This window comes from Cytobacillus sp. GQ23, assembly GCF_059758675.1.
This window is the reverse complement of sequence record NZ_JCAXER010000013.1, coordinates 37,707-61,131: the sequence shown is the minus strand read 5'-3', so window position 1 is coordinate 61,131 and position 23,425 is coordinate 37,707. Positions and strand designations below refer to the sequence as shown.

The 23,425-nt window shown below is 41.8% G+C and carries 25 protein-coding genes; 6 read left to right on the top strand and 19 right to left on the bottom strand.

Annotated features, from left to right (window positions below; all coding sequences use genetic code 11):
- Nucleotides 1–76: 76 nt before the first annotated feature.
- Both AC6CHU_RS12480 and AC6CHU_RS12475 read right to left on the bottom strand, forming a co-directional pair.
- On the bottom strand, nt 77–637 hold the full coding sequence (locus tag AC6CHU_RS12480) for an FAD-dependent oxidoreductase (protein WP_159870611.1): 561 nt from the start codon (nt 635–637) through the stop codon (nt 77–79).
- A 91-nt stretch (nt 638–728) separates the two neighbouring features.
- A complete protein-coding gene (locus AC6CHU_RS12475; protein ID WP_159870632.1) occupies nt 729–959 on the bottom strand; it encodes an excisionase family DNA-binding protein in 231 nt (76 codons plus the stop codon).
- Nucleotides 960–1,155: 196 nt separating this feature from the next.
- Here AC6CHU_RS12475 and AC6CHU_RS12470 point away from each other — a divergent pair, with 196 nt between their 5' ends.
- On the top strand, nt 1,156–2,814 hold the full coding sequence (locus AC6CHU_RS12470) for a PAS domain-containing sensor histidine kinase (RefSeq protein ID WP_251284327.1): 1,659 nt from the start codon (nt 1,156–1,158) through the stop codon (nt 2,812–2,814).
- Nucleotides 2,815–2,866: 52 nt separating this feature from the next.
- On the opposite strand, the gene AC6CHU_RS12465 is transcribed toward AC6CHU_RS12470, so the two are convergent.
- The 3 genes from AC6CHU_RS12465 to AC6CHU_RS12455 form a co-directional block, all read right to left on the bottom strand.
- Nucleotides 2,867–4,033, bottom strand: a complete 1,167-nt coding sequence (locus AC6CHU_RS12465; RefSeq protein ID WP_159870638.1) for a toxic anion resistance protein — start codon at nt 4,031–4,033, stop codon at nt 2,867–2,869.
- On the bottom strand, nt 4,030–4,686 hold the full coding sequence (locus tag AC6CHU_RS12460; protein ID WP_159870641.1) for a 5-bromo-4-chloroindolyl phosphate hydrolysis family protein: 657 nt from the start codon (nt 4,684–4,686) through the stop codon (nt 4,030–4,032). The genes AC6CHU_RS12465 and AC6CHU_RS12460 overlap by 4 nt, the downstream gene beginning before the upstream one ends.
- A 255-nt stretch (nt 4,687–4,941) precedes the next feature.
- The gene (locus tag AC6CHU_RS12455) at nt 4,942–6,045 is read right to left on the bottom strand and encodes an SH3 domain-containing protein (protein WP_159870644.1); all 1,104 of its coding nucleotides are present in this window, start codon (nt 6,043–6,045) and stop codon (nt 4,942–4,944) included.
- Nucleotides 6,046–6,297: 252 nt separating this feature from the next.
- Here AC6CHU_RS12455 and AC6CHU_RS12450 point away from each other — a divergent pair, with 252 nt between their 5' ends.
- Nucleotides 6,298–8,214 carry an alkaline phosphatase family protein gene (locus AC6CHU_RS12450; RefSeq protein WP_159870647.1) on the top strand — a complete coding sequence of 639 codons (1,917 nt, stop codon included), beginning with the start codon at nt 6,298–6,300 and terminating at the stop codon, nt 8,212–8,214.
- Nucleotides 8,215–8,304: 90 nt separating this feature from the next.
- Here the strand turns inward: AC6CHU_RS12450 and AC6CHU_RS12445 are convergent, their stop codons facing one another.
- From AC6CHU_RS12445 to AC6CHU_RS12390, 12 genes are all read right to left on the bottom strand, one after another.
- The gene (locus AC6CHU_RS12445) at nt 8,305–9,243 is read right to left on the bottom strand and encodes a bifunctional helix-turn-helix transcriptional regulator/GNAT family N-acetyltransferase (RefSeq protein ID WP_498121919.1); all 939 of its coding nucleotides are present in this window, start codon (nt 9,241–9,243) and stop codon (nt 8,305–8,307) included.
- Between the two features lie 192 nt (nt 9,244–9,435).
- Entirely contained in the window at nt 9,436–9,846 is a 411-nt protein-coding gene (locus AC6CHU_RS12440; RefSeq protein ID WP_498121917.1) for a transcriptional regulator, read from the bottom strand.
- 49 nt (nt 9,847–9,895) lie between these two features.
- Nucleotides 9,896–10,318: a VOC family protein gene (locus AC6CHU_RS12435; RefSeq protein ID WP_498121915.1), complete on the bottom strand. Its 423-nt coding sequence runs from the start codon at nt 10,316–10,318 to the stop codon at nt 9,896–9,898.
- A 29-nt stretch (nt 10,319–10,347) separates the two neighbouring features.
- Entirely contained in the window at nt 10,348–11,049 is a 702-nt protein-coding gene (locus AC6CHU_RS12430; RefSeq protein ID WP_498121913.1) for an FAD-dependent oxidoreductase, read from the bottom strand.
- Between the two features lie 53 nt (nt 11,050–11,102).
- A complete protein-coding gene (locus AC6CHU_RS12425) occupies nt 11,103–11,474 on the bottom strand; it encodes an iron chaperone (RefSeq protein WP_159870662.1) in 372 nt (123 codons plus the stop codon).
- A 31-nt stretch (nt 11,475–11,505) separates the two neighbouring features.
- A complete protein-coding gene (locus AC6CHU_RS12420; protein WP_498121911.1) occupies nt 11,506–11,898 on the bottom strand; it encodes an SRPBCC family protein in 393 nt (130 codons plus the stop codon).
- Between the two features lie 3 nt (nt 11,899–11,901).
- On the bottom strand, nt 11,902–12,222 hold the full coding sequence (locus tag AC6CHU_RS12415; protein WP_159870668.1) for an ArsR/SmtB family transcription factor: 321 nt from the start codon (nt 12,220–12,222) through the stop codon (nt 11,902–11,904).
- A gap of 505 nt (nt 12,223–12,727) precedes the next feature.
- A complete protein-coding gene (gene rlmD, locus AC6CHU_RS12410; RefSeq protein WP_159870671.1) occupies nt 12,728–14,101 on the bottom strand; it encodes a 23S rRNA (uracil(1939)-C(5))-methyltransferase RlmD in 1,374 nt (457 codons plus the stop codon).
- A 222-nt stretch (nt 14,102–14,323) separates the two neighbouring features.
- Nucleotides 14,324–15,259, bottom strand: a complete 936-nt coding sequence (locus AC6CHU_RS12405; protein ID WP_159870674.1) for a diacylglycerol kinase — start codon at nt 15,257–15,259, stop codon at nt 14,324–14,326.
- Nucleotides 15,260–15,490: 231 nt separating this feature from the next.
- A complete protein-coding gene (locus AC6CHU_RS12400; RefSeq protein WP_159870677.1) occupies nt 15,491–16,108 on the bottom strand; it encodes a TetR/AcrR family transcriptional regulator in 618 nt (205 codons plus the stop codon).
- A 32-nt stretch (nt 16,109–16,140) separates the two neighbouring features.
- Nucleotides 16,141–16,398, bottom strand: coding sequence for a hypothetical protein (locus AC6CHU_RS12395; protein WP_159870680.1), 258 nt, complete (start codon nt 16,396–16,398; stop codon nt 16,141–16,143).
- Nucleotides 16,399–16,567: 169 nt separating this feature from the next.
- Nucleotides 16,568–16,924 carry an anti-sigma factor gene (locus AC6CHU_RS12390; RefSeq protein ID WP_159870683.1) on the bottom strand — a complete coding sequence of 119 codons (357 nt, stop codon included), beginning with the start codon at nt 16,922–16,924 and terminating at the stop codon, nt 16,568–16,570.
- Nucleotides 16,925–17,295: 371 nt separating this feature from the next.
- On the opposite strand from AC6CHU_RS12390, the gene plsY reads away from it, so the two are divergent.
- From plsY to AC6CHU_RS12375, 3 genes are all read left to right on the top strand, one after another.
- Nucleotides 17,296–17,922, top strand: a complete 627-nt coding sequence (gene plsY / locus AC6CHU_RS12385; protein ID WP_498121909.1) for a glycerol-3-phosphate 1-O-acyltransferase PlsY — start codon at nt 17,296–17,298, stop codon at nt 17,920–17,922.
- 102 nt (nt 17,923–18,024) lie between these two features.
- Nucleotides 18,025–18,684, top strand: coding sequence for a DUF421 domain-containing protein (locus tag AC6CHU_RS12380; protein ID WP_498121907.1), 660 nt, complete (start codon nt 18,025–18,027; stop codon nt 18,682–18,684).
- A gap of 105 nt (nt 18,685–18,789) precedes the next feature.
- Nucleotides 18,790–19,815 (top strand): STAS domain-containing protein, encoded by a 1,026-nt coding sequence (locus AC6CHU_RS12375; protein WP_498121905.1) that lies wholly within the window; start codon nt 18,790–18,792, stop codon nt 19,813–19,815.
- Between the two features lie 645 nt (nt 19,816–20,460).
- Here AC6CHU_RS12375 and AC6CHU_RS12370 read toward each other — a convergent pair.
- The gene (locus AC6CHU_RS12370; protein ID WP_498121903.1) at nt 20,461–21,216 is read right to left on the bottom strand and encodes a metallophosphoesterase family protein; all 756 of its coding nucleotides are present in this window, start codon (nt 21,214–21,216) and stop codon (nt 20,461–20,463) included.
- A gap of 163 nt (nt 21,217–21,379) precedes the next feature.
- Between AC6CHU_RS12370 and AC6CHU_RS12365 the strand changes: the two genes are divergently transcribed.
- Nucleotides 21,380–22,312 carry a manganese-dependent inorganic pyrophosphatase gene (locus AC6CHU_RS12365; RefSeq protein ID WP_498121901.1) on the top strand — a complete coding sequence of 311 codons (933 nt, stop codon included), beginning with the start codon at nt 21,380–21,382 and terminating at the stop codon, nt 22,310–22,312.
- Between the two features lie 35 nt (nt 22,313–22,347).
- On the opposite strand, the gene AC6CHU_RS12360 is transcribed toward AC6CHU_RS12365, so the two are convergent.
- A complete protein-coding gene (locus tag AC6CHU_RS12360; RefSeq protein WP_498121899.1) occupies nt 22,348–23,415 on the bottom strand; it encodes an NAD(P)H-dependent flavin oxidoreductase in 1,068 nt (355 codons plus the stop codon).
- Nucleotides 23,416–23,425: the final 10 nt, after the last annotated feature.

The following is a 23,425-nucleotide window of genomic DNA, read 5'->3' as shown; positions in this document are numbered from 1 at the left end:
TCTGGACAAAATAAACTCAGAGATGATAGAAAGATAAATAAAAAAGAAGGCTGCTCCATGCAAGCCTTCTTTAATTCTACTTCATTAAATCATGGTCCACATACCGCTCGCCGTTCAATTCACTGATTACGTTAATCGCAACTTTTGCACCGTCTCCGGCTGTAATGATTGTATGGACACTGACTCCTGCAATCGTTCCGGCTGCCCAAATGCCATTAACATTCGTCTTTCCGTCCGCATCAACATCCAGAACCGTTTTAATGCGGGGCTCAGTCCCTGCCTTTGTTTTCAAACCGGCTTTTTCGGCTAAACCAAGAGATACGCCAGCCGCTATGATCACGTGACTAGCTGAAAATGATTTTTCTCCTGCTGTAACTGTAAAACCGCTTTCAGTTTTTTCAATGGTTTCTACAGTTCCTTCTTCGAACTCTGCCCCAAACTTTGCAGCTTGCTTTTTGCCTGTTTCAATCAGATCCGGGCCAGTGATTTCCATAACGCCATAATGATTTTCAACCCATGCCCGTTTAGTCATGCTTTTATCATTATCCACAACCACTACCTTCTTGCCCGATTTGGCGGCAAATAGCGCAGCACTTGCACCAGCAGGACCTGCACCCACAATTAAAATATCAAACATCCATATTTCCTCCTTTGCACATTATTTAATTCTAGTTTATCCAGACTGATAAAAATTGTAAAATAATGTGATTGGAGGGAAATTACCCTAGTTAATCCTCATCTTTAATATCCAGGTCTTCCGGTATCGGCTCATTTAAAATTTCCTCCACCAGCTCCCTGTATTTTTCCACCTGCTTTAGATGGGCATTAAACTGTTCCTTGTAAACTAAATACTGTTCTCCGTCATAAATGGCGCGTATTTTCTTTTGCTGAATCAGGCTTTCTATATATGACTCAGGGTATGATAAATATTCTGCTGTTTCTTTAATGGTCAGATACATGCTTGTCCTTCCCTTTCTTTTTCCTTATAATATGATTTTACTAATTTCCTAGAAGACTCTGCTAAAATCATATAGAATAGAAGCTGTAAATAATGTGTATATTCAACCTGTATTTTCTTTTATTATACGCGAAAATTACTAATTTGACTGAATTACAGCTTTTTTCAGCCAAATAGAACAGGAGAAATATAAGCTAATGAATAAAAAAAAGTTATTGGGCTTATATATGATAATCAGCCTTATTTGGGTATTCGGAACTAATTACCTTTTGCATATGCTTGAACCTTCTTCTCTTGTCAATTTTCTATTCAGAGCGAAAGAATTTCTGTACATCACTGCTACAGGATGTCTGCTCTATTATTTTATAGGAAAACGAGATGAGCTTAGCGCCTCAAGAGAAGACGAAAAGAGGCTTTCCACTTTAATCAATTCCATGGTGGACTTTGTTAATTTTAAAGACGGTCAAGGCCGCTGGATTGAATCTAATGAATTTGGACTTAAGTTATTCAATCTCGAAAATGTTGATTATAAAGGCAAGAAGGATTCAGAACTTGCCGAGTACACTGATTTTTATGCTGATGCACTTCGCTACTGTGAAAAATCAGATGAAGAAACCTGGATAAACGGTAAGATTACCCGCATTGAAGAAGTTATTCCTTTGCCTGATGGAACAGAAAAAACGTTCGATACCATCAAAGTTCCACTTTTCCATGCCGACGGAAGCCGAAAGGGACTGGTCATTATCGGCCGGGACATTACAGAAAGAAAACATGTGGAAAAGCTTCTGGCCGAAAGCCAGCAGCAGTATAAATCCTTGTTTGAATATAATACCGAGATTGTCTTTATGACAGACCTTCAAGGCACCATCACAAAAGTAAATCCCCAATTTAAAGCCGTGACAGGATACAGCCCTGATGAAACACTGGGCAAAAGTATAGGTGAAATCATACCTGTCCCTTATAAAATAAAAGCCTTAAAAAATTTTACAGCCATCCTTGAGGATAAACAGCCAAAGATCTGTGAGTTTGATTTCACTCATAAAAACGGCAGCAAACTTACTATTCAATGCACGGCTTTACCGCTTATTGTGAACGGTCAGATTGCCGGGATTATCGGCTATGGGAAAGATGTGACCAAGCTCCGTCAGGCTGAAGAAAGACTGCGCCGCACTGAAAAGCTTTCAGTGGTTGGCGAGCTTTCTGCAAGTGTTGCACACGAGATCAGAAATCCTCTGACATCTTTAAAAGGCTTTGTGCAGCTTATGCAGCTGGAGGATGAAAAGCATCAGTTCTATTATCAGATCATGCAGGAGGAACTGGACCGAATCAACCATATTGTCGGCGAGCTGCTGCTCCTTGCCAAGCCTCAGGATATTTGCTTTACAAAAGCAGATGTTCAAAAAATCCTGTTCAATGTCATTTCGCTTTTAAAAACAGAAGCCACCATGCACAATGTCCAGATTGAATTTCTGTTAAAATCGAATGTTTATATGATTGAATGTGAACCAAATCAGCTTAAGCAGCTTTTTATTAATATCATTAAAAATGCCATCGAGGCATCTAAAGAAGGCGGCAAGGTAACCGTTACACTGCTGGAGGAAGACCAACAGCTGACTATCCTCGTTAAGGATAATGGCTGCGGCATGTCGGAAGATCGCCTAAATAGAATCGGCGAACCTTTTTATTCATCAAAGGAGAAGGGTACTGGTCTTGGACTTACCGTCAGTTTCAAGATAGTCCAATCCCATAATGGTTCCATTCATTTCAACAGCGAAAAAGGAAAAGGAACAGAAGCTGTCATCAAGCTCCCTGTAAAAAAACAAACACCTTCCACTGAAACTGGATTAACCGTTTAAGCAGCAAAAGAGCGATATTCAATCAAACGTTTGATTGAACATCGCTCTTCTTTTAATTCCCCTTAATCTCCAGCAGTTTCAGCCTCAAGTCATTTTCCATATTGGCCAGGTCGTGTTCTGCCTGCCGGCGTTTATTCCTGCCTTCTTCCTGGATTCTCAAGGTTTCTTCAAGAGTAGAAATCAGGTTCTCCTGTGTTTTCTTTAATGTTTCGATATCAACAAGGCCCCGCTCATTTTCGCGTGCCGTTTCAATTGTATTCACTTTCAGCATTTCCGCATTTTTCAATAGAAGATCATTGGTGGTTTTGGAGACCTTCTTCTGGGCTTCGACTGCATGGCGCTGGCGAAGAAGCGTCAAGGCAATAGCCACCTGGTTTTTCCAGAGCGGGATGGCAGTCATAATGGAAGACTGGATCTTTTCAACCAATGCCTGATTGGTATTCTGTATCAGGCGGATCTGCGGCGCACTTTGAATCGTGATTTCACGGCTCAGCTTCAAGTCATAAAGACGTTTATCCAGGCGATCGGCAAACTGGATCATATCGTTTACTTCCTGGAACTTCATTTGGTCATTTGACTCTTCCGCCCTCTTCTTCAGCTCGGGAATCGTCTTTTCATGCAGTTCCTCGAGCTTCAGTTCACCTGCCGCAATATAAACATTTAAGGCATGAAAATACTCTTTATTATTTTCGTAAAGCTTATCTAACATGACAATGTCGGAAAGAAGTGCATTCTTGCTTCTTTCCAATTTCACACTGATGCGGTCGATTTGAGCTCCTGTTTTCTGGTATTTGGACAAGACCTCCTGAACAGTACCGGAAATCTTTCCGAACATACGAGCAAAAAAGGAGGCTTTCTCAGGCTTCAGCTCATCCGGATTCACATCGCTGAATTTTTTCATCAGGTCATTAATGATCGTTCCCACTTCACCAACATCCTTTTTCTGAACATGCTCGAGCATGGTATGGGAGAACGATAACAGCTTTGATTGAGCTGGTGTTCCGTATGAGATCATCGCCTGGTGATTGGCCGGATCGATTTGCTTTGCAAGCTGATAGGCTTTTTCACGGTTTTCTTCCGGAATCACATCAATCAGTCTTGTCCGCTTTTCCGAATTCAGCGGCGATGAAACAGGCTGCTGATTTTCCCCAAAGGGATCTGCCAGCAAGTCATCCATTAAATCAGTGCTTTTTAACAGGGATGGTTTTTCTTCGTTCATTTTAATCTCCTGCTTTCATCATGAATTCTTGATTCTTTTATCTTTTCAATCGAATTCCTGGCAACATCAATCTCAAGATGAAGCTGATCAATATCTTCTGCTATTACCCGGTGAAGATCTTCCTCTATATGATGGGTAAGTTCGTCAAGAGTACGTCTCGTCTCCTGAAGGGACTGATCCAGTTCACGCGATTTTCTTGGCTGGGAAGACAGAAACACATACTTTTCCGCCAGCTCCACAGCCGAATCCAAATGGGAAAAATAAAACTGCTCCGCTTGATAAAACCGTTTCGGCTCACTTCTGGTCAGTCTGTAAATTCTCCTCGTCACCCTCATGAACTCCATGCGCTGCTTAAGCGTCGGGAGGTGCCGTATGGAGAACATCGCTTTATGCAGACGGGTTAATTTACGGCGTGCCTCATCAAGATTTCTCTTTATATATTGGTATTCCCTTTTCTTCAATCCATGCTTTTTCAAAAAGCGGCGGCGCTGAATCAATCCTCCCGCCCAATAAGTGAGCAGGCCGGCTCCAGCCCCATAAACCCCCGACAGAATAAATGTTTGCCCGAAAGCAAAGTAACTGGCCAGCCACACACTGACAGACAATGGAATTGATGTCAGCAGGCGAAAAGCAAATGCTAAAAAGGAATTCATATTTATCGACTCCTACTCATAGTCCTACTTATTAATACGTAATTCATAAACCTAAAGTTTCATCCACAGACATCTTTCAGCAAAAAAGGCATATATCCTTAAATCTATTAAAACACTTTTAAAAAACTTCTCAAGTTATACAATATAAAATAACACGCTTACCCGCCATAGACCACAAAAGTAATCCTTCCTAAGACCTGAGACGTATATTCTGTAAAAAAAGCACCTGCGGAAATTTCCGCAGGTGCTTTTTGGTTATTTAACCGCCAGTGCACGCTTGCCCATGGCATTATAAATCTTAATGAACTTCTCTTTTGGCATTTTGTCATCTTTTTTAACAGCTTCACTGTCATTGAAATAAACATAATTCGCATCCACACCGGTTACAACAATACAGTGCAGAGGCCTCGGGGCACTGATCGTTTTGCCGGCAGGCGTTTTCCAGGTTCTATTCGCAGGCATTTCATGGCTGATGGTAAACCAGGCCAGTACAGGGCTGCCCTCTGAAACAGCCTTTTCAATTTCTGAGAAATCTTTTCCGGTCAGATTCACACCACCTGGACGATACTGGTCAAGCAGCTTTTTCAGCGGCCCCGGGTTTATCGTATGCCCGTTGCCAAAAGGAGTTCCAACAAACCCGACATCAGGATCCCCCCAGGTTTTAATTGATCCGTCTGCATTTCTTACAAGCTTAGTTGAGTCATAGGGCATCTTATTTGCAAGTGTCGTTTTACTGACATTGACCCCATAAAATTTCAGTGCCATCGCAAGTGATGTTACTTCACATCCGCTTGGCAGTTCCGGCCGCTGGGCAATGAGCGGCACATTGATCTTGGACAAGCGGGCATCACTGGCTGTCACAAAATCACCGCTTACATAACCCGTGCTGCCATTGTAGGAAATTTTATACCAGCCATTGCTTTCCTTATGTATAACATTCAATATAGATCCGTTCTTTAAAGACCCTATTCTCCCGTAATTGGTACCCGGGCCTTTCCGGACATTTAATGAGGTGGCATTCACACGGTAAAGCTTTTCATTTGTTTTAATATATTGGGCGCTGACGTAGCCAGTTTTGCCATTGTAGTTAATTTTGTACCAGCCGCTTGCAAGACGTTCAATTACCTGAATACTGCTGCCTTGAGCCAGGCTCCCAACTCGGCTGTAATTTGTCCCTGGACCGGAGCGGACATTCAGACTTGTTGCATCCACTGTGTAAGAATAGGAAGCTGCTTCTGCCACTGCCTCGTTTGAGAAGCTTGGAATTGACGGTGACAATACTCCTCCTGCCAAAATAGCTGCTGCAACAGTCCCTTTTAATATAGCTCTGTTTCCATATGAACCTTTTAAAATTGCCATACACTTTCCTCCATATCCCTTATTTTATCTGTCGAATTTTGCGGACTACTCTAAAAATAAAGATTCGCAAACTTCAAGTCTACATCTTTGGGACTGGAAAAATTTTATTGAATCTATTGAATCAGTTTGAATCTGCTTATTTACCGAAGTCAGTATATTTGGCATCTGTAAATCTTCCCCTATGAAAATGTTTAACTATAAAAAGCAAAGGGAATAATCTCTTGTACCAATTGACACCTTGGAGGAAGCATAATGAATAAGCACTATTTTTATATAGTTATTTTATTAATAGGATCGATTGCATTTCCTTCGTCAGGATATGCAGAGAATCCGATTGGGAAGGAAAACAAGGTTGTGATGATTTCTTTTGATGGAATGAGAAATGATCTGACAAAAGAGTATGTAAAGGACGGCAAACTTCCTCATATTAGGTCTCTTATGGAGAACGGAGTGGCAGCCAAGGGCTCCAAAACTGTAACCCCCTCGCTGACAGCACCCTCTCATGCGGCAATTGCTTCAGGTGCTGCTCCTTCAGAAACCGGCATGGTGAGCAATAAATGGCAGGATCCCAACAAGGAATTGGCCAATGGAGAAAGCGCATTTCATCAGCCGCTAGATAAAAGCCCTCTTTGGGCTGAAGCCAAAAAAAATGGGAAAACAACAGCCACTGTGCTGTTTCCCGGGTCAAATCCTGATGCAGGCGGACAGGCGGATTATGCAGTTTACTATGGCGAAACCTGGGCAGACAGCTCTCAGGACAAGCTTCAGTTCAAAAAAACAGAAAGCTGGAAGCACACTGAGGACAGTTTTAGTCCTATGAAGGAAGCTATAGTGAAGCTGCCATTGAAAGAAACAAAAAATAAAGTGATTTATATATTAGCTTTAGACACTTCGGATGATGGAAAAACCAACTATAACCGCTTTATTTTTTCAGAAAACCGTTCGGGAGACTCCGATGATATCATTGTCAATGCCAATGAATGGGGGTCAATTCCTGTTGAAGCTGATGGTGAGTCTGCAGGATTCTGGTTCAAGCTGAAGACTGATGCCAGTCTTGAGAACGCAAGTATTTACAGGACTGCAGTTACGTCAGCCCTCATTAAAGGTCCAGAAGGATTTGAAAAGGACCTGATATCGGAATTCGGCTTCTTTCCCGTCCAGGATGATACAAAGGCTTTTGAAAAAGAGTGGATTACACGTGAAGAGTACGAAGAAATCAGTTCGCGTTTTGTCCGCTGGGCAACGGACGTGTCACTTTATATTAAAGAAAAATACCAGCCAGATCTGCTGATGTTTTACACACCTCAGATTGATCATGAATCACATCATTTTCTGCTGACAGATCCGCGGCAGCCCGGGTATTCAGAGGAAAATTCACAAATACATTCAAAATACATTGAATGGGCCTATAAGCTTGCAGATAAGGTTGTGGGGCAAACGATGGAAAGCCTTGGCGAGGAAGACCATCTTTTTGTGGTATCCGACCACGGCATGGAGCCCGTCCACACCATTCTGGCTCCAAACACTCTTTTGAAAGAAGCAGGTCTATTAAAGATTGATAAAAAAGGCAGAGTCGATGAGGAGAACTCCAAGGCAATGGCTGTAGCCAGCGGATCTGCTGCCCAAATTTATCTGAATGAAAAACTCAGTAAAAAAGAGAAGAAAAAAGCTGCTGGCCAAATAGAGAAGCTCTTTAGCGAATATAAAACCAAACCCGAATTTAAGACAAAAATCCTCAAGGGCTATTTAAGTGAAGCCGGTGATTACCTCACCGAGGGAAATTTCAGCACTTTTAATCAAACAGCACAGAAAATTTCCAATTACCTTTTTAGGAAAGAAGAAAAGCCTTATCTGATTGCCTATAGGTATAAAGCTGAGAATAAGCACCCTAATCAGGGAGACATATTGCTGCTAGGATCGAGGGGTTATATGATGGGCAGCAGCCTAACAAGCCCCCATATGCCGACAATCGAACTCGGCAGCCATGGCGGCAACCCTGAGCGGAAGGAACTAAAGGCTGTGTTCTTTGCACAAGGTCCTTCTATTAAAAAGGGCAGCCCAATCGGCTCAATTACCACACTGGATATTGCCCCGACCGTTTATAAACTGCTGGACATCCCGGCACCTGACTTTTTAGAGGGCAAAGTTTTAAAGGATGCTTTGAAATAAAAACAAGGCCTTGCTATGTGCAGCAAGGTCTTGTTTCATTTTTGAATCTATGGGTTTGACCATTTATTTCAGAATCGATCTAAACCTAAATCAAAGGGGCAGTTCCCAAGTCTCTCCGACTAAATCTTTCCCGAAACTATGATGTTTTTCCTCATGGACAAGTTTAAAGCCCTTTTTCTGATAAATATGGCGGGCTTCTTTAAGAACACTATTTGTCCATAAGACAAGTTTTTTATAGCCAACCCTTCTGGAAAATTTAATACATTCTTCTACTAATTGCGACCCTATACCAAATCCTCTGGCCTTTGGATCTACAAATAATAAGCGAAGTTTAGCCGTATCTTCACTTCCTTCAACAACAAAGACAGAGCCGACAATTTCACCATTCATTTCGGCTATCCAGCATCGTTCCCGCTTAGGATTAAAGTTATTGATAAAATCCGCTGCTATTTGTGATACCAGCGCCTCAAAACTCTCATCCCACCCATATTCCTGAGAATACAGGATGCCATGTTTATGAACAATCCAACCCATATCACCAGGTTCATGCTGTCTAAGGAAATAGGGACCGGAAAATTTAAGATTTCCATTTTTACTGAGCAATCCTTCAACTGTTCTCATAGCGTTCACTAATTGCTGCCGTTCACTTTCTGACAGTTCTTGAAGAAGTTCGGCTATTTCCTTGTATGATCTCTCATTAATCAAAGAAAACGCCTTTTCCCCTTCCGGAGTAAGTATCAGGATACGCTGTCTGGCATCTGCGGCAGAACGCTCTTTTTGCACAAGACCTTTCTCTTCAAATCGGGCTAATATGCGGCTTAAATACCCTGCATCCAAACCAAGATCACGAGTTAAATTGGAAGCTGCAGGATTATCATTATTAGCAATCTCAAATAGTATCCTTGCTTCAGTCAGAGTAAAAGGGCTATGTAATAATCCCTCGTGTAAAGCTCCTATTTGTCTTGTAATAAAACGATTAAAATGCCGAACAATATTGACTTCTTCTTCAAATGAAAAGTTTGACAACATAGTCACCCCTGAGAATATATTTGCTTTTATCAAAAATTATATTTTTATTAGTTGACTTAGTCAAATAAATTCCCAAAATCATAGATGAGATTTTAAACAAAAACGTCCCTACTATTAAGTAGAGACGGTTAGCTAACAATTTGTCCTCAGGATGATCTGCTTGCACTGTCGGCCAAATTGATATTAAGCCGTTTAATTATCTTTTAACCTGACCATACACTTCACATCTTTATCATTAAAATACCATTCGACGCAATAGCCATTAGGATCAATGTCAGAATATGAAATAAGTGTCTCAGAAGCTGTTCCTATACTATGTGGATTCGTTTTAAAATCCAAAATGGTAATGGTCCTGTAGTTGCCTCTTTTAATAATGAATGATTCACATTCTTTATTTTCTTCACCATCTTTTTCTAATTTTTCGGCAGCTGCTTTGTACAGAATCATACCTTTTTCCGGCCTTGATAAACCAAAGTACCTTCTTTCTTTTGAAAAAGGAATCATTTTATGAAGTTCCTGGTGAGCCTCCAAAACTCCATTTGGAAATGACTTAGCAGTTACACAATATATGTTAATGTCTTTTTCAATATAAAGTGTTTCCATTCTGTGTATTCTACCTCCTTTAACATAAGTGTATTAGGAAAGCACAAGCCTAGTCCCCAATCTCCCAAGCTGGATTCCAGACGACTTCCCACAAATGACCATCAGGATCCTGGAAATATCCAGAATATCCTCCCCAAAAGGTATCATGTGGCGGAACTGTAATCACCGCACCAGCTCCCCTTGCTTGTTCCATTACACTGTCGACCTCTTCCCTACTCCCTACATTGTGGCCAATCGTAAATTCAGTTGGACTTTTCGGTGTCTGTTTTATGCTTGTGTCATGTGCGATATCTTTCCGTTTCCATATCGCAAGTCTTAACCCGGATTGCAAATCAAAGAATGCAACAGCACCATGCTCAAATTCTTGTCCTATGATTCCTTCTGTCGGAAGCCCAAGTCCAGCCTGGTAAAATTTCAAGGACCTCTCCAAGTCATCTACACCGAGGGTTATTACTGATATTCTTGGTTTCATAATTAAAATCAGCCTCCTCAATCCACACTTTAATAGCCATAAAAAGCATCTTTTTTAATATTTTTTTTTGAGATACTATTATTTTGTAAGTAACCAGAGAGTGTATCCGCCATTGACTTTGGCCCTGCAATCAGATATTGAGCATTGTTCTGATAAAGGTTAAGCAGCTTATCTATCTCCTCCTGCAAGTTATCCCTAGAGTCAAGATAAGCGGTACTTATTGAGGCTTTGTTAGCATCAAGTTCAGCTTTAAAAATATAAGATTTTTCACTATCCATATAGAGGAGGTGCATTGGCTCCTTATTGCTATGACCTTCTGCCTCAATTTGTTTTATGATGGATCGAAACGGTGTGATTCCGATTCCTCCAGCAATAAGGACAGCAGGCCGATCATCGTTTACATTAAATGACCCTAAGGGGCCAGACATACCAATAGTCATTCCCTGTTTTAGCTCTAACATTGCCTTCTTAAAATCACTTGGGTTATCTTTTATTTTCATTGTCAATTTTACAGCATTCTCACTTGGAGCAGCTGATATTGTAAATGGTTTAGTAGGATTTTTGACTTTTTTATGAGTAATACTAAACAACCCATGCTGCCCTGCTTTCCATGTTAAATCTTTTTCTTTTTCAAATACAAAGGTATATACATCTTCAGATTCTTTACAGCTTTCTATAAATACTAATTTTCTTTTTTTAAATACTGCAATCATATCTTTGAAAAAACTCATCTCAATATCTCCTCTTAGCCCTCATATATTTTCTAAGAGCCGCAATATATTTTCTATTTCCTCCAGAAAGTTGTACAGTCTGCCTTGTCTTTCATATTAAAATCAATCATTTTCTCAAGCAGTGTGTAGTCTACCGGACTTTTCCAAGGGATACGTATGATCTCCTTTGTGTAACCATAGCCGGCATTTACAATGTCATCCTCTACATGAGCAATCGTTACACTTTCAGGAGCGACAGCTAAATGCTTTTTAGATAGGCTAAAGCCAATAATATATGTGCCATGATCTGTAAACATTGGCTGATTCCATTTAATTTCTTTATGTAATTTTGGATATTTATCTGTTAACCAAGTAAATACTTCTTCCGTTCTTTCTCTGTGGAAAGGGTCATCAATCCCAGCTAAAAATTCAGCAAAAACCTCCAAGCTATTCCCTCCTAAAATGAAAAGTTTCGTCTTATATTTCCTCTAACATTTTTTTAAGCTCTTCAACCTTATATGTCCAGCCATACTTCGCACCATTGAACGCTTGAACATCTTCACTTTCAAACCCAGTCTGCTTAAGATGTACGTAAGTTGTTCCATCCTCTTCTTTCAATGTCCATGTGACTATCGTGTTTACTGGCCCGCCTACCCATGTGTAAGATAGCTTATTAGGCTTGTCCACTACCAATACTTCACTATCAACAATTAAATCTATATCCTTATTTCGAAACTGGCATTTATATCCTACAATTGGCCTGAAGTTATTTTCCATTACCCATTGCGCCAGGGTATCCGAATGCGTTAAAGCATCCCAAACCTTATTGATGGGGCTCTTAAATTCAAAGTCTAATGATATATCCGGCATTTTCTAATCCTCCAATAAATTCTTAAGTAATATCGCTCTTTCATTCCAAAAACTTTCATAAAAGGATAACCAGTCTTTCACTTCCTGCAAGGGAGCTGGATTTAGCCGGTACTTTGTTTCTCGGCCTATCTTACGGTTGCTAACTAAATCTGCTTCTTTAAGGATAGCCAAATGTTTAGATACAGCAGTCCGGCCCATTTGAAAATGAGCAGTCAGTTCGTGAAGAGGCAGCTCTTCAGCACCAGCCAGCAAATGTATTAATGTACGTCTTGTTGGATCTGCAATAGCCGCAAAAACATCATGCTTTTGGTAAGCAGTGTTCAAAATCCTCCCCCCTCTTAAATATAAATGACACTATTTGGTGTCCTAAATTATATGACACCAAATAGTGTCCAGTCAACAGTTAAATGTATAATTGAACTTACACTTATCAAGCTCTTTTTCCTGTTTATCTATTCAATATAAAAGGCTCTTTTCTAAAAGATTGTTGTTTTGGTTTATGAATTCTGTCCATTGATTGCAGCGAAGGGATGCTCAAGTGTTCTGCGGGGCCTCACCTGTCCCGCTACTCCCGCAGGACATTGTAAATGTTTCCTTGAGTACACACCGCACGAAGAAAATGCGTATGCATTTTCGAGGATCTCGCACCTTCCGCTGCAATCAACTCAATAAATCTAATATAAATAGCAGCAACCTTTGACAAAACAGCCAACGAAAAAAGACTGAACCCGTATGGATTCAGCCTGAAATAGTATTTGATAAAACTCATTTGATACATATATGACATCCCGCTGCTCATCCCGAAAACTGGAAGGAGTAAATATTTGTTTTACCCTTTCCATTCCAATCCCGCGACCGCTTCACAATGCATTGTCTGAGGGAACATGTCTACAGGCTGCACTTCGATGGTTTTATATCCGCCTTCCTCCAAAATACGCAGATCACGTGCCAATGTTCCCGGATTGCAGGATACATAGACGACTTTCTTTGGCTTCATGCTTAAAATGGTTTGTAAAAGTGCTTCATCACAGCCTTTTCGCGGCGGGTCAACGACCAGTACATCTGCAGTGTTCCCCTTTTTATACCATTCTGGAATTACTTCCTCTGCTTTCCCGACTGCAAACGAAGCATTTGTCATCCGGTTCAGATTTGCATTCCTTTTTGCATCCTCAATGGCTTCCGGCACGATTTCCACACCGAATACCTCTTTTGCTTTCTGTGCCAGGAAAAGAGAGATGGTACCGATTCCGCAGTAGGCATCAATAACCTTTTCTTCACCGCTCAAATCCGCATATTCCAGTGCTTTCTCATACAATACTTTCGTTTGCTCCGGGTTCACCTGATAAAAGGAACGGGCGGAAATTGCAAATTGAATATCCCCGATAAAGTCATAGATTACTTCATCGCCCCATAGGATTCGTGTGACATCTCCCATGATCACATTTGTCTTCCGTGAATTCACGTTATGGACAATAGATTTAACACCTTCAATGCTTGATGCAATCTCGTCCACAATTTTTTGCTTATGCGGAAGCTCGTTCGTCCTTGTAACAAGGACAATCATTACTTCGCCTGTCACAAGCCCATAGCGCACCATCACGTGGCGGAGCTCACCTTTATGCCTGCCTTCATCATAAGCACGGACACCATAGCGGCCGCATATTTCCTTTACCTTCTGAACAACCTCATCATTTTTTTCCTGCTGGATAAGGCATTCCTTCATATCAATGATCTGGTGGGAGCGCTGCTGGTAAAATCCTCCAATCAGGCCGCCCTCCTGCTCACCAATCGGCACCTGCGCTTTATTTCTGTAGCGCCAAGGATCTTTCATGCCGAGAACCGGATGTACCTTGACACCTTCAAGCTTCCCGATTCTTTCCAGTACATCTCTAACCTGCTTTTCCTTAGCGAGAAGCTGGCCTTCATAGCTCAGGTGCTGCAGCTGACATCCGCCGCACTCTTTATAAATCGGACATGGCGCTTCTACCCGGTATGGGCTGCTTTCATAGGTCTCAATCAAGCGCCCAAATCCATATCCCTTATTCACCTTTATTACTTTGACTTTTGCTCTCTCACCCGGAAGGGCATCCGGCACGAATAGCGGGTAGCCGTCAACCTTTGCCACTCCTGCCCCTTCATGGGTCAAATCCTCAAATGTCACATCTATATAATCATTTTTTTGCACAGGTAATGTTCTGCTCATCATATTCTTCCTTTTCAGCTTAATTCCGTGACCTATTTTGACTAGACAGATTGTATCACAAAACAGGGGTAAATACGAAATGGATATCTATTAGACATAAGACCTGTATATCCTGCAGCATGCCAAATTTGCAGATTTACCTTATCTATTCTATTAGCACTGTTCGCAATTACATTTGATTTCGAAAATAAAAGCCCGCTCTGTTATAGAGCGGACCTTAGATTATTCATGAGAGCTTTCCCAATCTGTCGGGCGGTCTTCCTCACGAATCTGATCAATTGGGACAAATACTTCCAAATGTCTGTACAGGTTTACGAATTCGGCAGGAAGCAGCCCGCCAAATTCACCATCAAGGTTGAGCTGTACTTTCTCCTTGGATTGCACTTTAATGCGGTTTGCCTGCGTGTAGATGACGTTCGGATCCTTTACATGCTCACCCCGGACTGCCATTGTCGCGATCCGGATAAAATCAGCGAGATTGGTTTTCTTTAAGATCAGCAGGGAAAATAGCCCGTCATTAATACAGGAATCCGGAGCAAGCTTTTCAAACCCGCCAACTGAATTTGTCAGACCGACTAGGAAAAGCATGGCTTCACCTTCAAAGATTTTCCCGTCAAACTCGATGCTGACTTCGGTTGAACGGAAGGAAGGAAGCATTTCAATTCCCTTAAGGTAATAAGCAAGCTGGCCAATCATGGTTTTAAGCTTGCTTGGCACCTCATAAGTCAGCTCTGTCAGCCTGCCTCCGCCAGCAATATTAATAAAATATTTATCATTTATCCGGCCAATATCAACAGGAATGGTATCCCCTTTTACAATAATATCTGCTGCCGCTTCCACATCTCTTGGAATATGGAGAGCGCGGGCAAAATCATTGGTGGTGCCCGTTGGGATAATGCCTAGGCGCGGACGGTAATCCTGTTCAGCAAGTCCATTGACAACCTCGTTAATCGTTCCGTCTCCGCCTGCTGCGACAACCAGGTCAAATCGGCGTTCAACAGCCGTCCGGGCAGCTTTAATTGCATCGCCTTCACCTGTTGTAGCATGACATGAGGCTTCATAGCCAGCCTTTTCCAGTTTCTGCAAAACCTCTGCTATATGTCTTTTAAAAATTTCCCGGCCTGAAGTCGGATTGTAAATAATTCTTGCTCTTTTCATAGACCATCATCCTATTATTGAAATATCTAAACTTAATCCTTCTGGTTCCATCTTTTTACATCATATCTAATAGTCAAAGGCATATCAATTTTTCACTGCCATCCGTATCTATTCTATTCACTTCCCGCTGTTTTCACAAGTAGTCAGATGCACAAATGAATTATACCCTCATTAAACAAAAAAGTATCGTAATTAAGTTATATTTCTTGGCCAGGTGGTCTAAAATCAGCATTATTCCTTTTTCAGGTCCTGCAGAACCAGGCTTTTAACATAGTCAATAATCGTCCTGTATGGATATTCCTCATTGATTACTCTATGAAGCATCGCCCCATCCATAAAAGTCCAGAACAACCCTGCTATATGGTTGGGATCTGCATTGGATCGGAATTCCCCGTTGTTCTGTCCTTCCTCCAAAATATCTGTTATAAGGTTTAAAAAGAACTTCTTTCCGCGCTCATTCAGGATACGATTGAGGTTCTCATCTCTTGAAGAATGCAGCGTAAATTCCAGCTGCACAGTTATTCTATCCTTACGCTCCTGGCTGAATGGGCTCATATCCCTATACAAGTCAAACAGATATTCAAATTTCTCTTCCGCGGAGTAAAGCTTGGATATATTCTCTGTAAGTCTTGCGTTAGCTGATTCTGTCTGCTCATTCAACAGCTCCAGATAGATTTCTTCCTTGCTTTTAAAATAATTATAGATAGCTCCCTTGCTGATTCCTGAATATGCGACAATATCATCTATAGTCGCTGCCTGAAAACCTTTTTTGGCAAAACAGGCCAAGGCTCCAGACAGGATTTCCTTCTTTTTTTTGCGTTTATATTCTTCTGATACAATAGGCGGCAAGTCTGTCCCTCCATGGCATTTGATTTATTCTATCAGCAGCACTTCCGGCTGATTTCACTTCTTTTCAGAACTTCTTCTATATACAGGCTTGCATGCTCACTCGTGATTTCCGCTCCTTCCTCCGCCAATCCCGCTTTTTTCAGATCCTCTTTTATTTTAGCGAGAAATAAATCTCTGATAGCTGCCGAACGGCACGGCTGTATCTGTTCTGCCAAATCCCAAATCCATTGCTCAAGATGGACACTCTTGCTCTTTTTTTGCATTTCCTGCGGAACCTTCCTTCTTCCCATATCTCCCACTCCCCAGGCATTTTCTTTAAAATAAACTGATCGGTCTTTTTAATTGTAAGTATTTTTATGAGAATTTTCAAATTTTTAATGTTAAATTGCCATGTGCTACGCTCTAATCGATATAATGCTAAAGCTATAAAATAAAAAAACTCCTAACTTTCGTTAAGAGTTACTCCTGATCTATTTGGCTTTTCTCCCGGTACATGGTTACTAATCCCCCGATGAGCATAAAACAGGCAAAGGAAAACGGAAACCAGCGCTCAAACCAGGAGGCTTTAGGAGACTGCCCGCCCTGTTCCTTAGCTTCTTCAGGAGCTCCTCCTGATATTTGAGCCATAACCAGATTGGTAAAGTCCTCTTCTCCCGTCATTGCAGGCAGAGAGTCCTCCTCCTCGTCCATCGCTTCGAGGTATACTTCCAGACATTCATCACATATATATAGATGATCTTCATAGAGTTCACGCTCAGGTTCGGTAAGCTCATTTTTCACATATTTCCGCCAATCCTCCATTGAGAAATGCTCCATGAAAATCATCTCCTTCCAATGTTTTTCTCTCAGGGATTGCTCTAAAACACCAAAAAATATCCTGCTGGGATTATTCTTAGCAAACATATCCTTATAACTATTCGGATAACCTGCTTCCTTTTTGAGTGCCGACACAATCATAATTTAGCGCATGGAATAATTCAATACCTTTTTTAATAATCTCCCACTTATAAAATACATGATTTCCCAATCCTGATATTATAGATAATGATTAATTCTCCCTTTTCACTAAACCATTATATGGTAAACTGTAATCAATGACTACATACCGAGGAGGCTAGTAAAAAATTTTCGAGTAATGGACAACTCTAATAAACAAGTGAATATATTGATGAAAAAGGATGAATACGATGACTTTTCTTATTTACCTGGCAGCTTACTTAATAGGATCAATTCCTACTGCCTTATTGGTAGGCAAATATGCCTTTGGAATCGACATACGTGATCATGGGAGCAATAATCCCGGTGCAACGAATACCTTAAGGGTACTTGGCAAAAACGCAGCTATCGTGGTGCTGCTGGTGGATGTGGGAAAGGGTGCTGCTGCTGCGGCATTGCCTGCCATTCTAAACGCTGAGGCTGATCCGCTAATAGTCGGGATGGTCGCGGTTGCCGGCCACTGCTTTCCGGTCTTTGCAGGATTCCGCGGAGGAAAAGCCATCGCCACTACAGCCGGAGTATTGCTTACAGCAAATATTTGGATGTTTTTAGCCGCCTATATTTCTTTTATCGCTATCATTTTCCTAACGAAGTATGTATTTTTCGGCTCTTTATCTGTGGGTGCATCCTTGCTTATCTATTCCTTATTTACTGAAGGCACTGAACATGAACTTATCTTTTCTATTTTTCTATTATTCCTGATTTTCCTGCATCGTTCGAACATTAATAACTTTTTTGATCATAATGAGCCTAAATTCAATGATAAGCGCTTAAAAGATGACCGCATCCCTCCAAGAGATGATAAAAAGCGGGCCTGATCAAAACCCGAATCCTAGATTCGGGTTTTTTATTATTTTTCACATGAAAGCAGCTCATTAAGCAAAACCTTTGAATAAAGTGCGTTTAAAGGAGCTTGCATTATGTTCTTGATTATAAAAATAGCGAGTCTTTACTTACTCACAATTATGATTATGAGACTGATGGGGAAATCAACGATTATCCAGATGACCCCTTATGACCTTGTCGCCATCATTATCGTTGGCACCGTTGCTTCAGAGCCTCTCATCAGCACAAAATACTGGCCGACATTAGCAGCATTAGCAATACTTGTGGGCCTCCACATCCTCTTCTCCTATTTAACTTTAAACCAAATTGGCAACCGGTTTTTTCTTGGTGAGCCGACGATGCTGATAAAAAATGGAGAAATCCTTGAAGACAATCTGGAAAAATCCCATTTATCCATGTCTCAGCTGCTGTCCATCTTAAGAAGCAAAGGATATCCAAAAATTGCTGACGTTGATTACGCTATTCTCGAGCCAATTGGTGAAGTGAGCATCATACCCAAAGTGGCTAATACGCCTGTGACCGTCGAACATTTAAAGATTTCTATCCAGGATGAAGGCCTCCCGATTGCGGTGATTGTTGATGGCAGAATCCAGTTGCGCAATCTCCAGCTGCTGGGACAGACTAAAGATTGGCTGTTAGAGCAGCTGCGGCAAAACAATTTGAATGAGAAAGAGATTATGTATGCATATGTAAATGAAAAGTCGAAGAAATTGAATATCAATAGACGCAAATAGTTTCTAAACAGGTTTATTGATTGAAATTTAGGGTACTTTATATGAGTTGTATACCAGAAAAATAAAAATGCTTAACTATACATATCAATATCAGGGGGTAATGGTATGAAAGAAGAAGGTCTAGTGCTTGAAACAAAAATTGATGGTTTTCATTTTAATTGGGACCTGGAAAAAGGTCAGTTTAATTTTGAAGGGGAAGACTCAGTCCTCTTTTGGATAAGTTCCGCCATGAAAAGCTTTTTCGATACTATAGAAGAGATTTCAGGAAAAGAAACCTCCAGTCTTGTACTTGAGACCGCCGGCTTCAGACAGGGATTAGTGGTAGGCAAGTTTTTTAAAGACATGAACCTGCCTATAGAAGAAGTAGCTAATATCATCCCCAGAATATACGCGTCGGCAGGCTGGGGGAATTTTATCATCTCTGAGGTTAATCCCGCTGCCAACACTGCCAGGGTCAGAACGGTTGACAGCTGGGAATATAAGATTAACAGAAAACAGGGTAAAACTGAATCCGGAACCTTTCTGCCAGGACATTTTGCGGGGATTTTTTCGGCTGTGTTCGGTACAAGCATATGGTATAAAAAAGAATCAGATCAGTTAGCAGGCGCGGAGTATTCTGAGCTGGATTTTTTCCCTTCAAGTGTTACAGTTGAAGAAAATATCCACGCTTTAGCGAGACGCGAAGAATCAAAAAAAATCCGAGAGCTTGAGAAATTAGTGGAAGTGCGCACGTTAGAACTTAAGCAGCTGGTTAAAGAAATCTCTTCCCCGGTTATTCCTGTCCTGGATGGAATTGTTGTTGTCCCTCTTTTGGGAAGGTATGACGAATTCCGTTCTGAAGAACTCGTCGATAAAACTCTTCACAGCCTTCCGAAGCACCAGGCAGATTGCCTAATCCTGGACTTGACCGGATTGAATCAGTCTATCAGTTCCTACACGGTGGAATTCTTGAGCAAATTGGCTGCTGCAGCAAACTTGATCGGCACCGAAACGATTCTGGTTGGCATTTCTCCGGAACTTGGCACTAAAATTACGGAAACCAACTTTAATCTTTCCAAATTTAACTGCTTCACGAATCTGCAGCACGGCATTTATTACGCTCTTTCCAAAAAAGGCAGGAAAATCTTTTAATCATATAAAAAGCTGACTACCATAGGACGGGAAGTCAGCTTTTTTGATGTTATAAATGGCCGACTCCGCAAAATTATGTGCGGATAGCTGGAATTATTGTGCGGATAAATTTTTTTATGTGCAGATACGTTTTTTTGTGTGCGTTCACCATTTTTATGTGCGGATAGATTTTTTTATGTGCGCTCTCCGCTTTTTGTGTGCGGATAAACCTTTTTATGTGCGCCCGCCGCTTTTTGTGTGCGGATAAACCTTTTTATGTGCGCTCGCCGTTTTTTGTGTGCGGATACGTTTTTTTATGTACGCTCTCCGCTTTTTGTGTGCAGCTAAACCTTTTTATGTGCACTCGCCGCTTTTTGTGTGCGGATAAACCTTTTTATGTGCGCCCGCCGCTTTTTGTGTGCGGATAAACCTTTTTATGTGCGCTCGCCGTTTTTTGTGTGCGGATACGTTTTTTTATGTGCGCTCTCCCTTTTTTATGAGCGGATAATTTTGTCATGAGCACTCGCCGCTTTTTGTGTGCGGATAAACCTTTTTATGTGCGCTCTCCCTTTTTTCTGAGCGGATAATTTATTTATGTGCGCACGCCGCTTTTTATGTGCGGATAGATTTTTTTTGTGTGCTCAGTCCTAATTGCTCCTATTCCTCTCACTGCACCTTCTTCGGCGCCCCCCTATATTTGGCTTCGCGCAGCTCCAGGGCGTAGGCCTCAAGGTTCGGCATTCCCATTTCTTTGGCAATGCTGATTTCTTTTTCAATATCATATGGAATCCGGACTATTTCGATGGAAAAAGGCGCAGCCTCTTTTGATAAGTATTCCCCATGCAAAATCGCATAGGTAGCCTGGGGTATATCAAGGGAGTTCCCAACGCTTCCTGCATTGAATAGTGTCTTTTGCGGATGAATCGGTTCAACCAGGGCAGCGTGAATATCCCCGTACCCGATAACATCCGGGACCCTGCCTTCTTCTCCGTCAATGATATGATCTGTATTCTCGAACATAGCCAGTTTCTCTTCATATGAATCTCTCATCGGGACAACCCGGTGATAAATGCTTTTGGCCGAAGCATGATAGAGTCTAATGTATTTTCCGCTCATATGAAAATCGTGATGGAACGGCAGCGTGCCTAGATAGGACAAGGCCTCTTCCCCCAGCTGTCTCTGATGCCACTGTCCCTCTTCAAAGTCCAGCGGCTTCTGCATAAAGTCATCCCAGTTTCCAAGGAGGACCACTTCACAGGTTTCTTTTATCCGTTCAACAGCTTTAAGAGAATTGGGCCCTTTCCCTATCAGGTCACCCAGGCAAAAAATGTTCTCTATTCCGCGTTCACGGATATTGTCCAGCACAGCCTCCAGTGCTGTTATATTTCCATGAATATCAGATATTACAGCTACTTTTCCCATGTTTGTCTCCTCCTTACATTTTTATATTTCTCCAAAACACCCAAGCTTCCTCTTACAAATGAAAAAAACAAATTTGATTTTTCCCTGTACCGCCATTACATTAGAAATATGGTAAAATAACAGCATGCCAAAACCAACATTACATATAGAAGGAGTAGGAATTATGTCAAAAGTATTTGTATTCGGACACAAAAACCCTGACACTGACTCAATCTGTTCAGCACTTGCTTATGCAGAATTAAAAAACAAATTAGGTGTTGATGCAGAGCCAATCCGCCTGGGCCAGGTAAATGAGGAAACTCAATATGCTTTAGATTATTTTAAGACTGAAGCTCCCCGGCTTGTTGAGGCAGTATCCAAGGAAGCCAGCGACGTTATTCTTGTAGACCATAATGAGTTCCAGCAAAGCGCTGATGATATCAGAGATGTGAAAATCCTTGAGGTTATTGACCATCATCGCATTGCGAATTTTGAAACAAGCGATCCGCTTTACTACCGCGCAGAGCCTGTTGGCTGTACAGCAACCATTCTAAACAAAATGTACAAGGAAAATGGAGTGGAAATCAGCAAGGCAACTGCTGGACTGATGCTTTCTGCCATCATCTCTGATTCCCTTCTGTTCAAATCTCCTACATGTACAGATCAGGACGTTGCAGCAGCACGTGAGCTTGCTGAAATTGCGGGAGTAAATGCAGAAGAATATGGTCTGGAAATGCTTAAGGCAGGAGCAGACTTAAGCAGGAAGAGCGTGAAAGAGCTAATCTCCCTTGATGCAAAAGAATTCCAAATGGGAAGCTATAAAACAGAAATCGCTCAGGTAAATGCAGTTGACCTGAATGACGTTTTAAGCCGCCAGGAAGAATTAGAAGCTGTCATTACTGAAAACATCAATAACAAAGAGCTTGACCTTTTTGTTTTTGTTTTAACTGACATCCTTAACAACGACTCAGTTGCCATCTCTCTTGGAAAAGAAGCAGCAGCAGTTGAAAAGGCTTATGATGTAACACTAAAAAACAACAGTGCCGTATTAAAAGGCGTTGTTTCACGTAAAAAACAAATAGTCCCGCCTCTTACAAACGTATTGGCAGGCAAATAAAAAAACAGAAGCAGTGCCTCACTTGGCACTGCTTTTTACTTATCCAATAATGCTTCTGTCCCCTTAACAAGCTTAATGATCAGTTCCTTCACTGTCACCTCTTCAGACAGTCCCACTCCCTGTCCGGCCCATAATGACATAAATTCCGACCGCCCCATTTTCGCTGCCTGCTTCCGGATAGGAGCTGTCATGTCATTCTGCAAGGGATAAGGCAACGCCGGCACACCTTGCATTTCTTCCATGAACTGATTGCGGATCCCCCTTGCATGCTTTCCTGAGAATGCCTTCGTCACAGCTGTCTGGTCTTCCCTTGCTTTAAGCAGTGCCTGCTTATACAATCGGTGAGCCCCGCTTTCCCTGCATGTAAGAAAGGCCGTCCCAAGCTGCACTCCTTCTGCCCCAAGAATCATGGCAGCAGCAATCCCCCTGGCATCCATGATTCCCCCTGCAGCAGCCACAGGACAGCTTACTGCATCTGCAGCCTGCGGTATGAGAGCCATGGAACCGATCTGACCGCTTTCCTCCCTGTGAAAAGTTCCCTGATGTCCCCCAGCTTCAAACCCCTGAACAACAATCATATCTGCACCAGCTTCCTCCCATTCCACTGCTTCATTAACATTGGTTGCGGTTCCAATAATTGCCGTACCCTGTTTCTTTAATTCGGAAATATCGGTGGAATCAGGTATGCCAAACGTAAAGCTGCAAACAGGCACACGTTCTTCCATTAAAACAGCCAGCTGCTTTTTGTATAAGGCAGCATAATCCTTTTCCGACAGAGCTGGTTTTTCCGCCATACCAAGTTCACTGCTGTATCGTTCAAGAACAGTCCTCATTGCGCTGATGTCTTCTGCTTTGGCTGATACATCGCGATCCGGAACAAAGAGATTGATGCCAAAGGGCCGATCAGTCAATTCCCGAACCTGTTTTATATCCGCTCTTATATCATCTGGCATCATATAGCCCGCACCCATATTTCCAAGTCCGCCGCAATTGGATACCCCGCTGATTAATTCCGGAGTTGTCAGCCCGCCAGCCATTGGAGCCTGGAAGATAGGATACTGGATTCCCAGCCTCGCAGTTAAGGAATTTTGTTTCCAGCCCATTTAAAACATC

Bases quoted from the DNA above. Each gene is read 5' to 3' on its own strand.
- AC6CHU_RS12480 (WP_159870611.1), bottom strand. From the start codon at position 637: ATGTTTGATATTTTAATTGTGGGTGCAGGTCCTGCTGGTGCAAGTGCT.
- AC6CHU_RS12475 (WP_159870632.1), bottom strand. From the start codon at position 959: ATGTATCTGACCATTAAAGAAACAGCAGAATATTTATCATACCCTGAG.
- AC6CHU_RS12470 (WP_251284327.1), top strand. From the start codon at position 1,156: ATGAATAAAAAAAAGTTATTGGGCTTATATATGATAATCAGCCTTATT.
- AC6CHU_RS12465 (WP_159870638.1), bottom strand. From the start codon at position 4,033: ATGAACGAAGAAAAACCATCCCTGTTAAAAAGCACTGATTTAATGGAT.
- AC6CHU_RS12460 (WP_159870641.1), bottom strand. From the start codon at position 4,686: ATGAATTCCTTTTTAGCATTTGCTTTTCGCCTGCTGACATCAATTCCA.
- AC6CHU_RS12455 (WP_159870644.1), bottom strand. From the start codon at position 6,045: ATGGCAATTTTAAAAGGTTCATATGGAAACAGAGCTATATTAAAAGGG.
- AC6CHU_RS12450 (WP_159870647.1), top strand. From the start codon at position 6,298: ATGAATAAGCACTATTTTTATATAGTTATTTTATTAATAGGATCGATT.
- AC6CHU_RS12445 (WP_498121919.1), bottom strand. From the start codon at position 9,243: ATGTTGTCAAACTTTTCATTTGAAGAAGAAGTCAATATTGTTCGGCAT.
- AC6CHU_RS12440 (WP_498121917.1), bottom strand. From the start codon at position 9,846: ATGGAAACACTTTATATTGAAAAAGACATTAACATATATTGTGTAACT.
- AC6CHU_RS12435 (WP_498121915.1), bottom strand. From the start codon at position 10,318: ATGAAACCAAGAATATCAGTAATAACCCTCGGTGTAGATGACTTGGAG.
- AC6CHU_RS12430 (WP_498121913.1), bottom strand. From the start codon at position 11,049: ATGAGTTTTTTCAAAGATATGATTGCAGTATTTAAAAAAAGAAAATTA.
- AC6CHU_RS12420 (WP_498121911.1), bottom strand. From the start codon at position 11,898: ATGCCGGATATATCATTAGACTTTGAATTTAAGAGCCCCATCAATAAG.
- rlmD (WP_159870671.1), bottom strand. From the start codon at position 14,101: ATGAGCAGAACATTACCTGTGCAAAAAAATGATTATATAGATGTGACA.
- AC6CHU_RS12405 (WP_159870674.1), bottom strand. From the start codon at position 15,259: ATGAAAAGAGCAAGAATTATTTACAATCCGACTTCAGGCCGGGAAATT.
- AC6CHU_RS12395 (WP_159870680.1), bottom strand. From the start codon at position 16,398: ATGGGAAGAAGGAAGGTTCCGCAGGAAATGCAAAAAAAGAGCAAGAGT.
- AC6CHU_RS12390 (WP_159870683.1), bottom strand. From the start codon at position 16,924: ATGGAGCATTTCTCAATGGAGGATTGGCGGAAATATGTGAAAAATGAG.
- plsY (WP_498121909.1), top strand. From the start codon at position 17,296: ATGACTTTTCTTATTTACCTGGCAGCTTACTTAATAGGATCAATTCCT.
- AC6CHU_RS12380 (WP_498121907.1), top strand. From the start codon at position 18,025: ATGTTCTTGATTATAAAAATAGCGAGTCTTTACTTACTCACAATTATG.
- AC6CHU_RS12375 (WP_498121905.1), top strand. From the start codon at position 18,790: ATGAAAGAAGAAGGTCTAGTGCTTGAAACAAAAATTGATGGTTTTCAT.
- AC6CHU_RS12370 (WP_498121903.1), bottom strand. From the start codon at position 21,216: ATGGGAAAAGTAGCTGTAATATCTGATATTCATGGAAATATAACAGCA.
- AC6CHU_RS12365 (WP_498121901.1), top strand. From the start codon at position 21,380: ATGTCAAAAGTATTTGTATTCGGACACAAAAACCCTGACACTGACTCA.
- AC6CHU_RS12360 (WP_498121899.1), bottom strand. From the start codon at position 23,415: ATGGGCTGGAAACAAAATTCCTTAACTGCGAGGCTGGGAATCCAGTAT.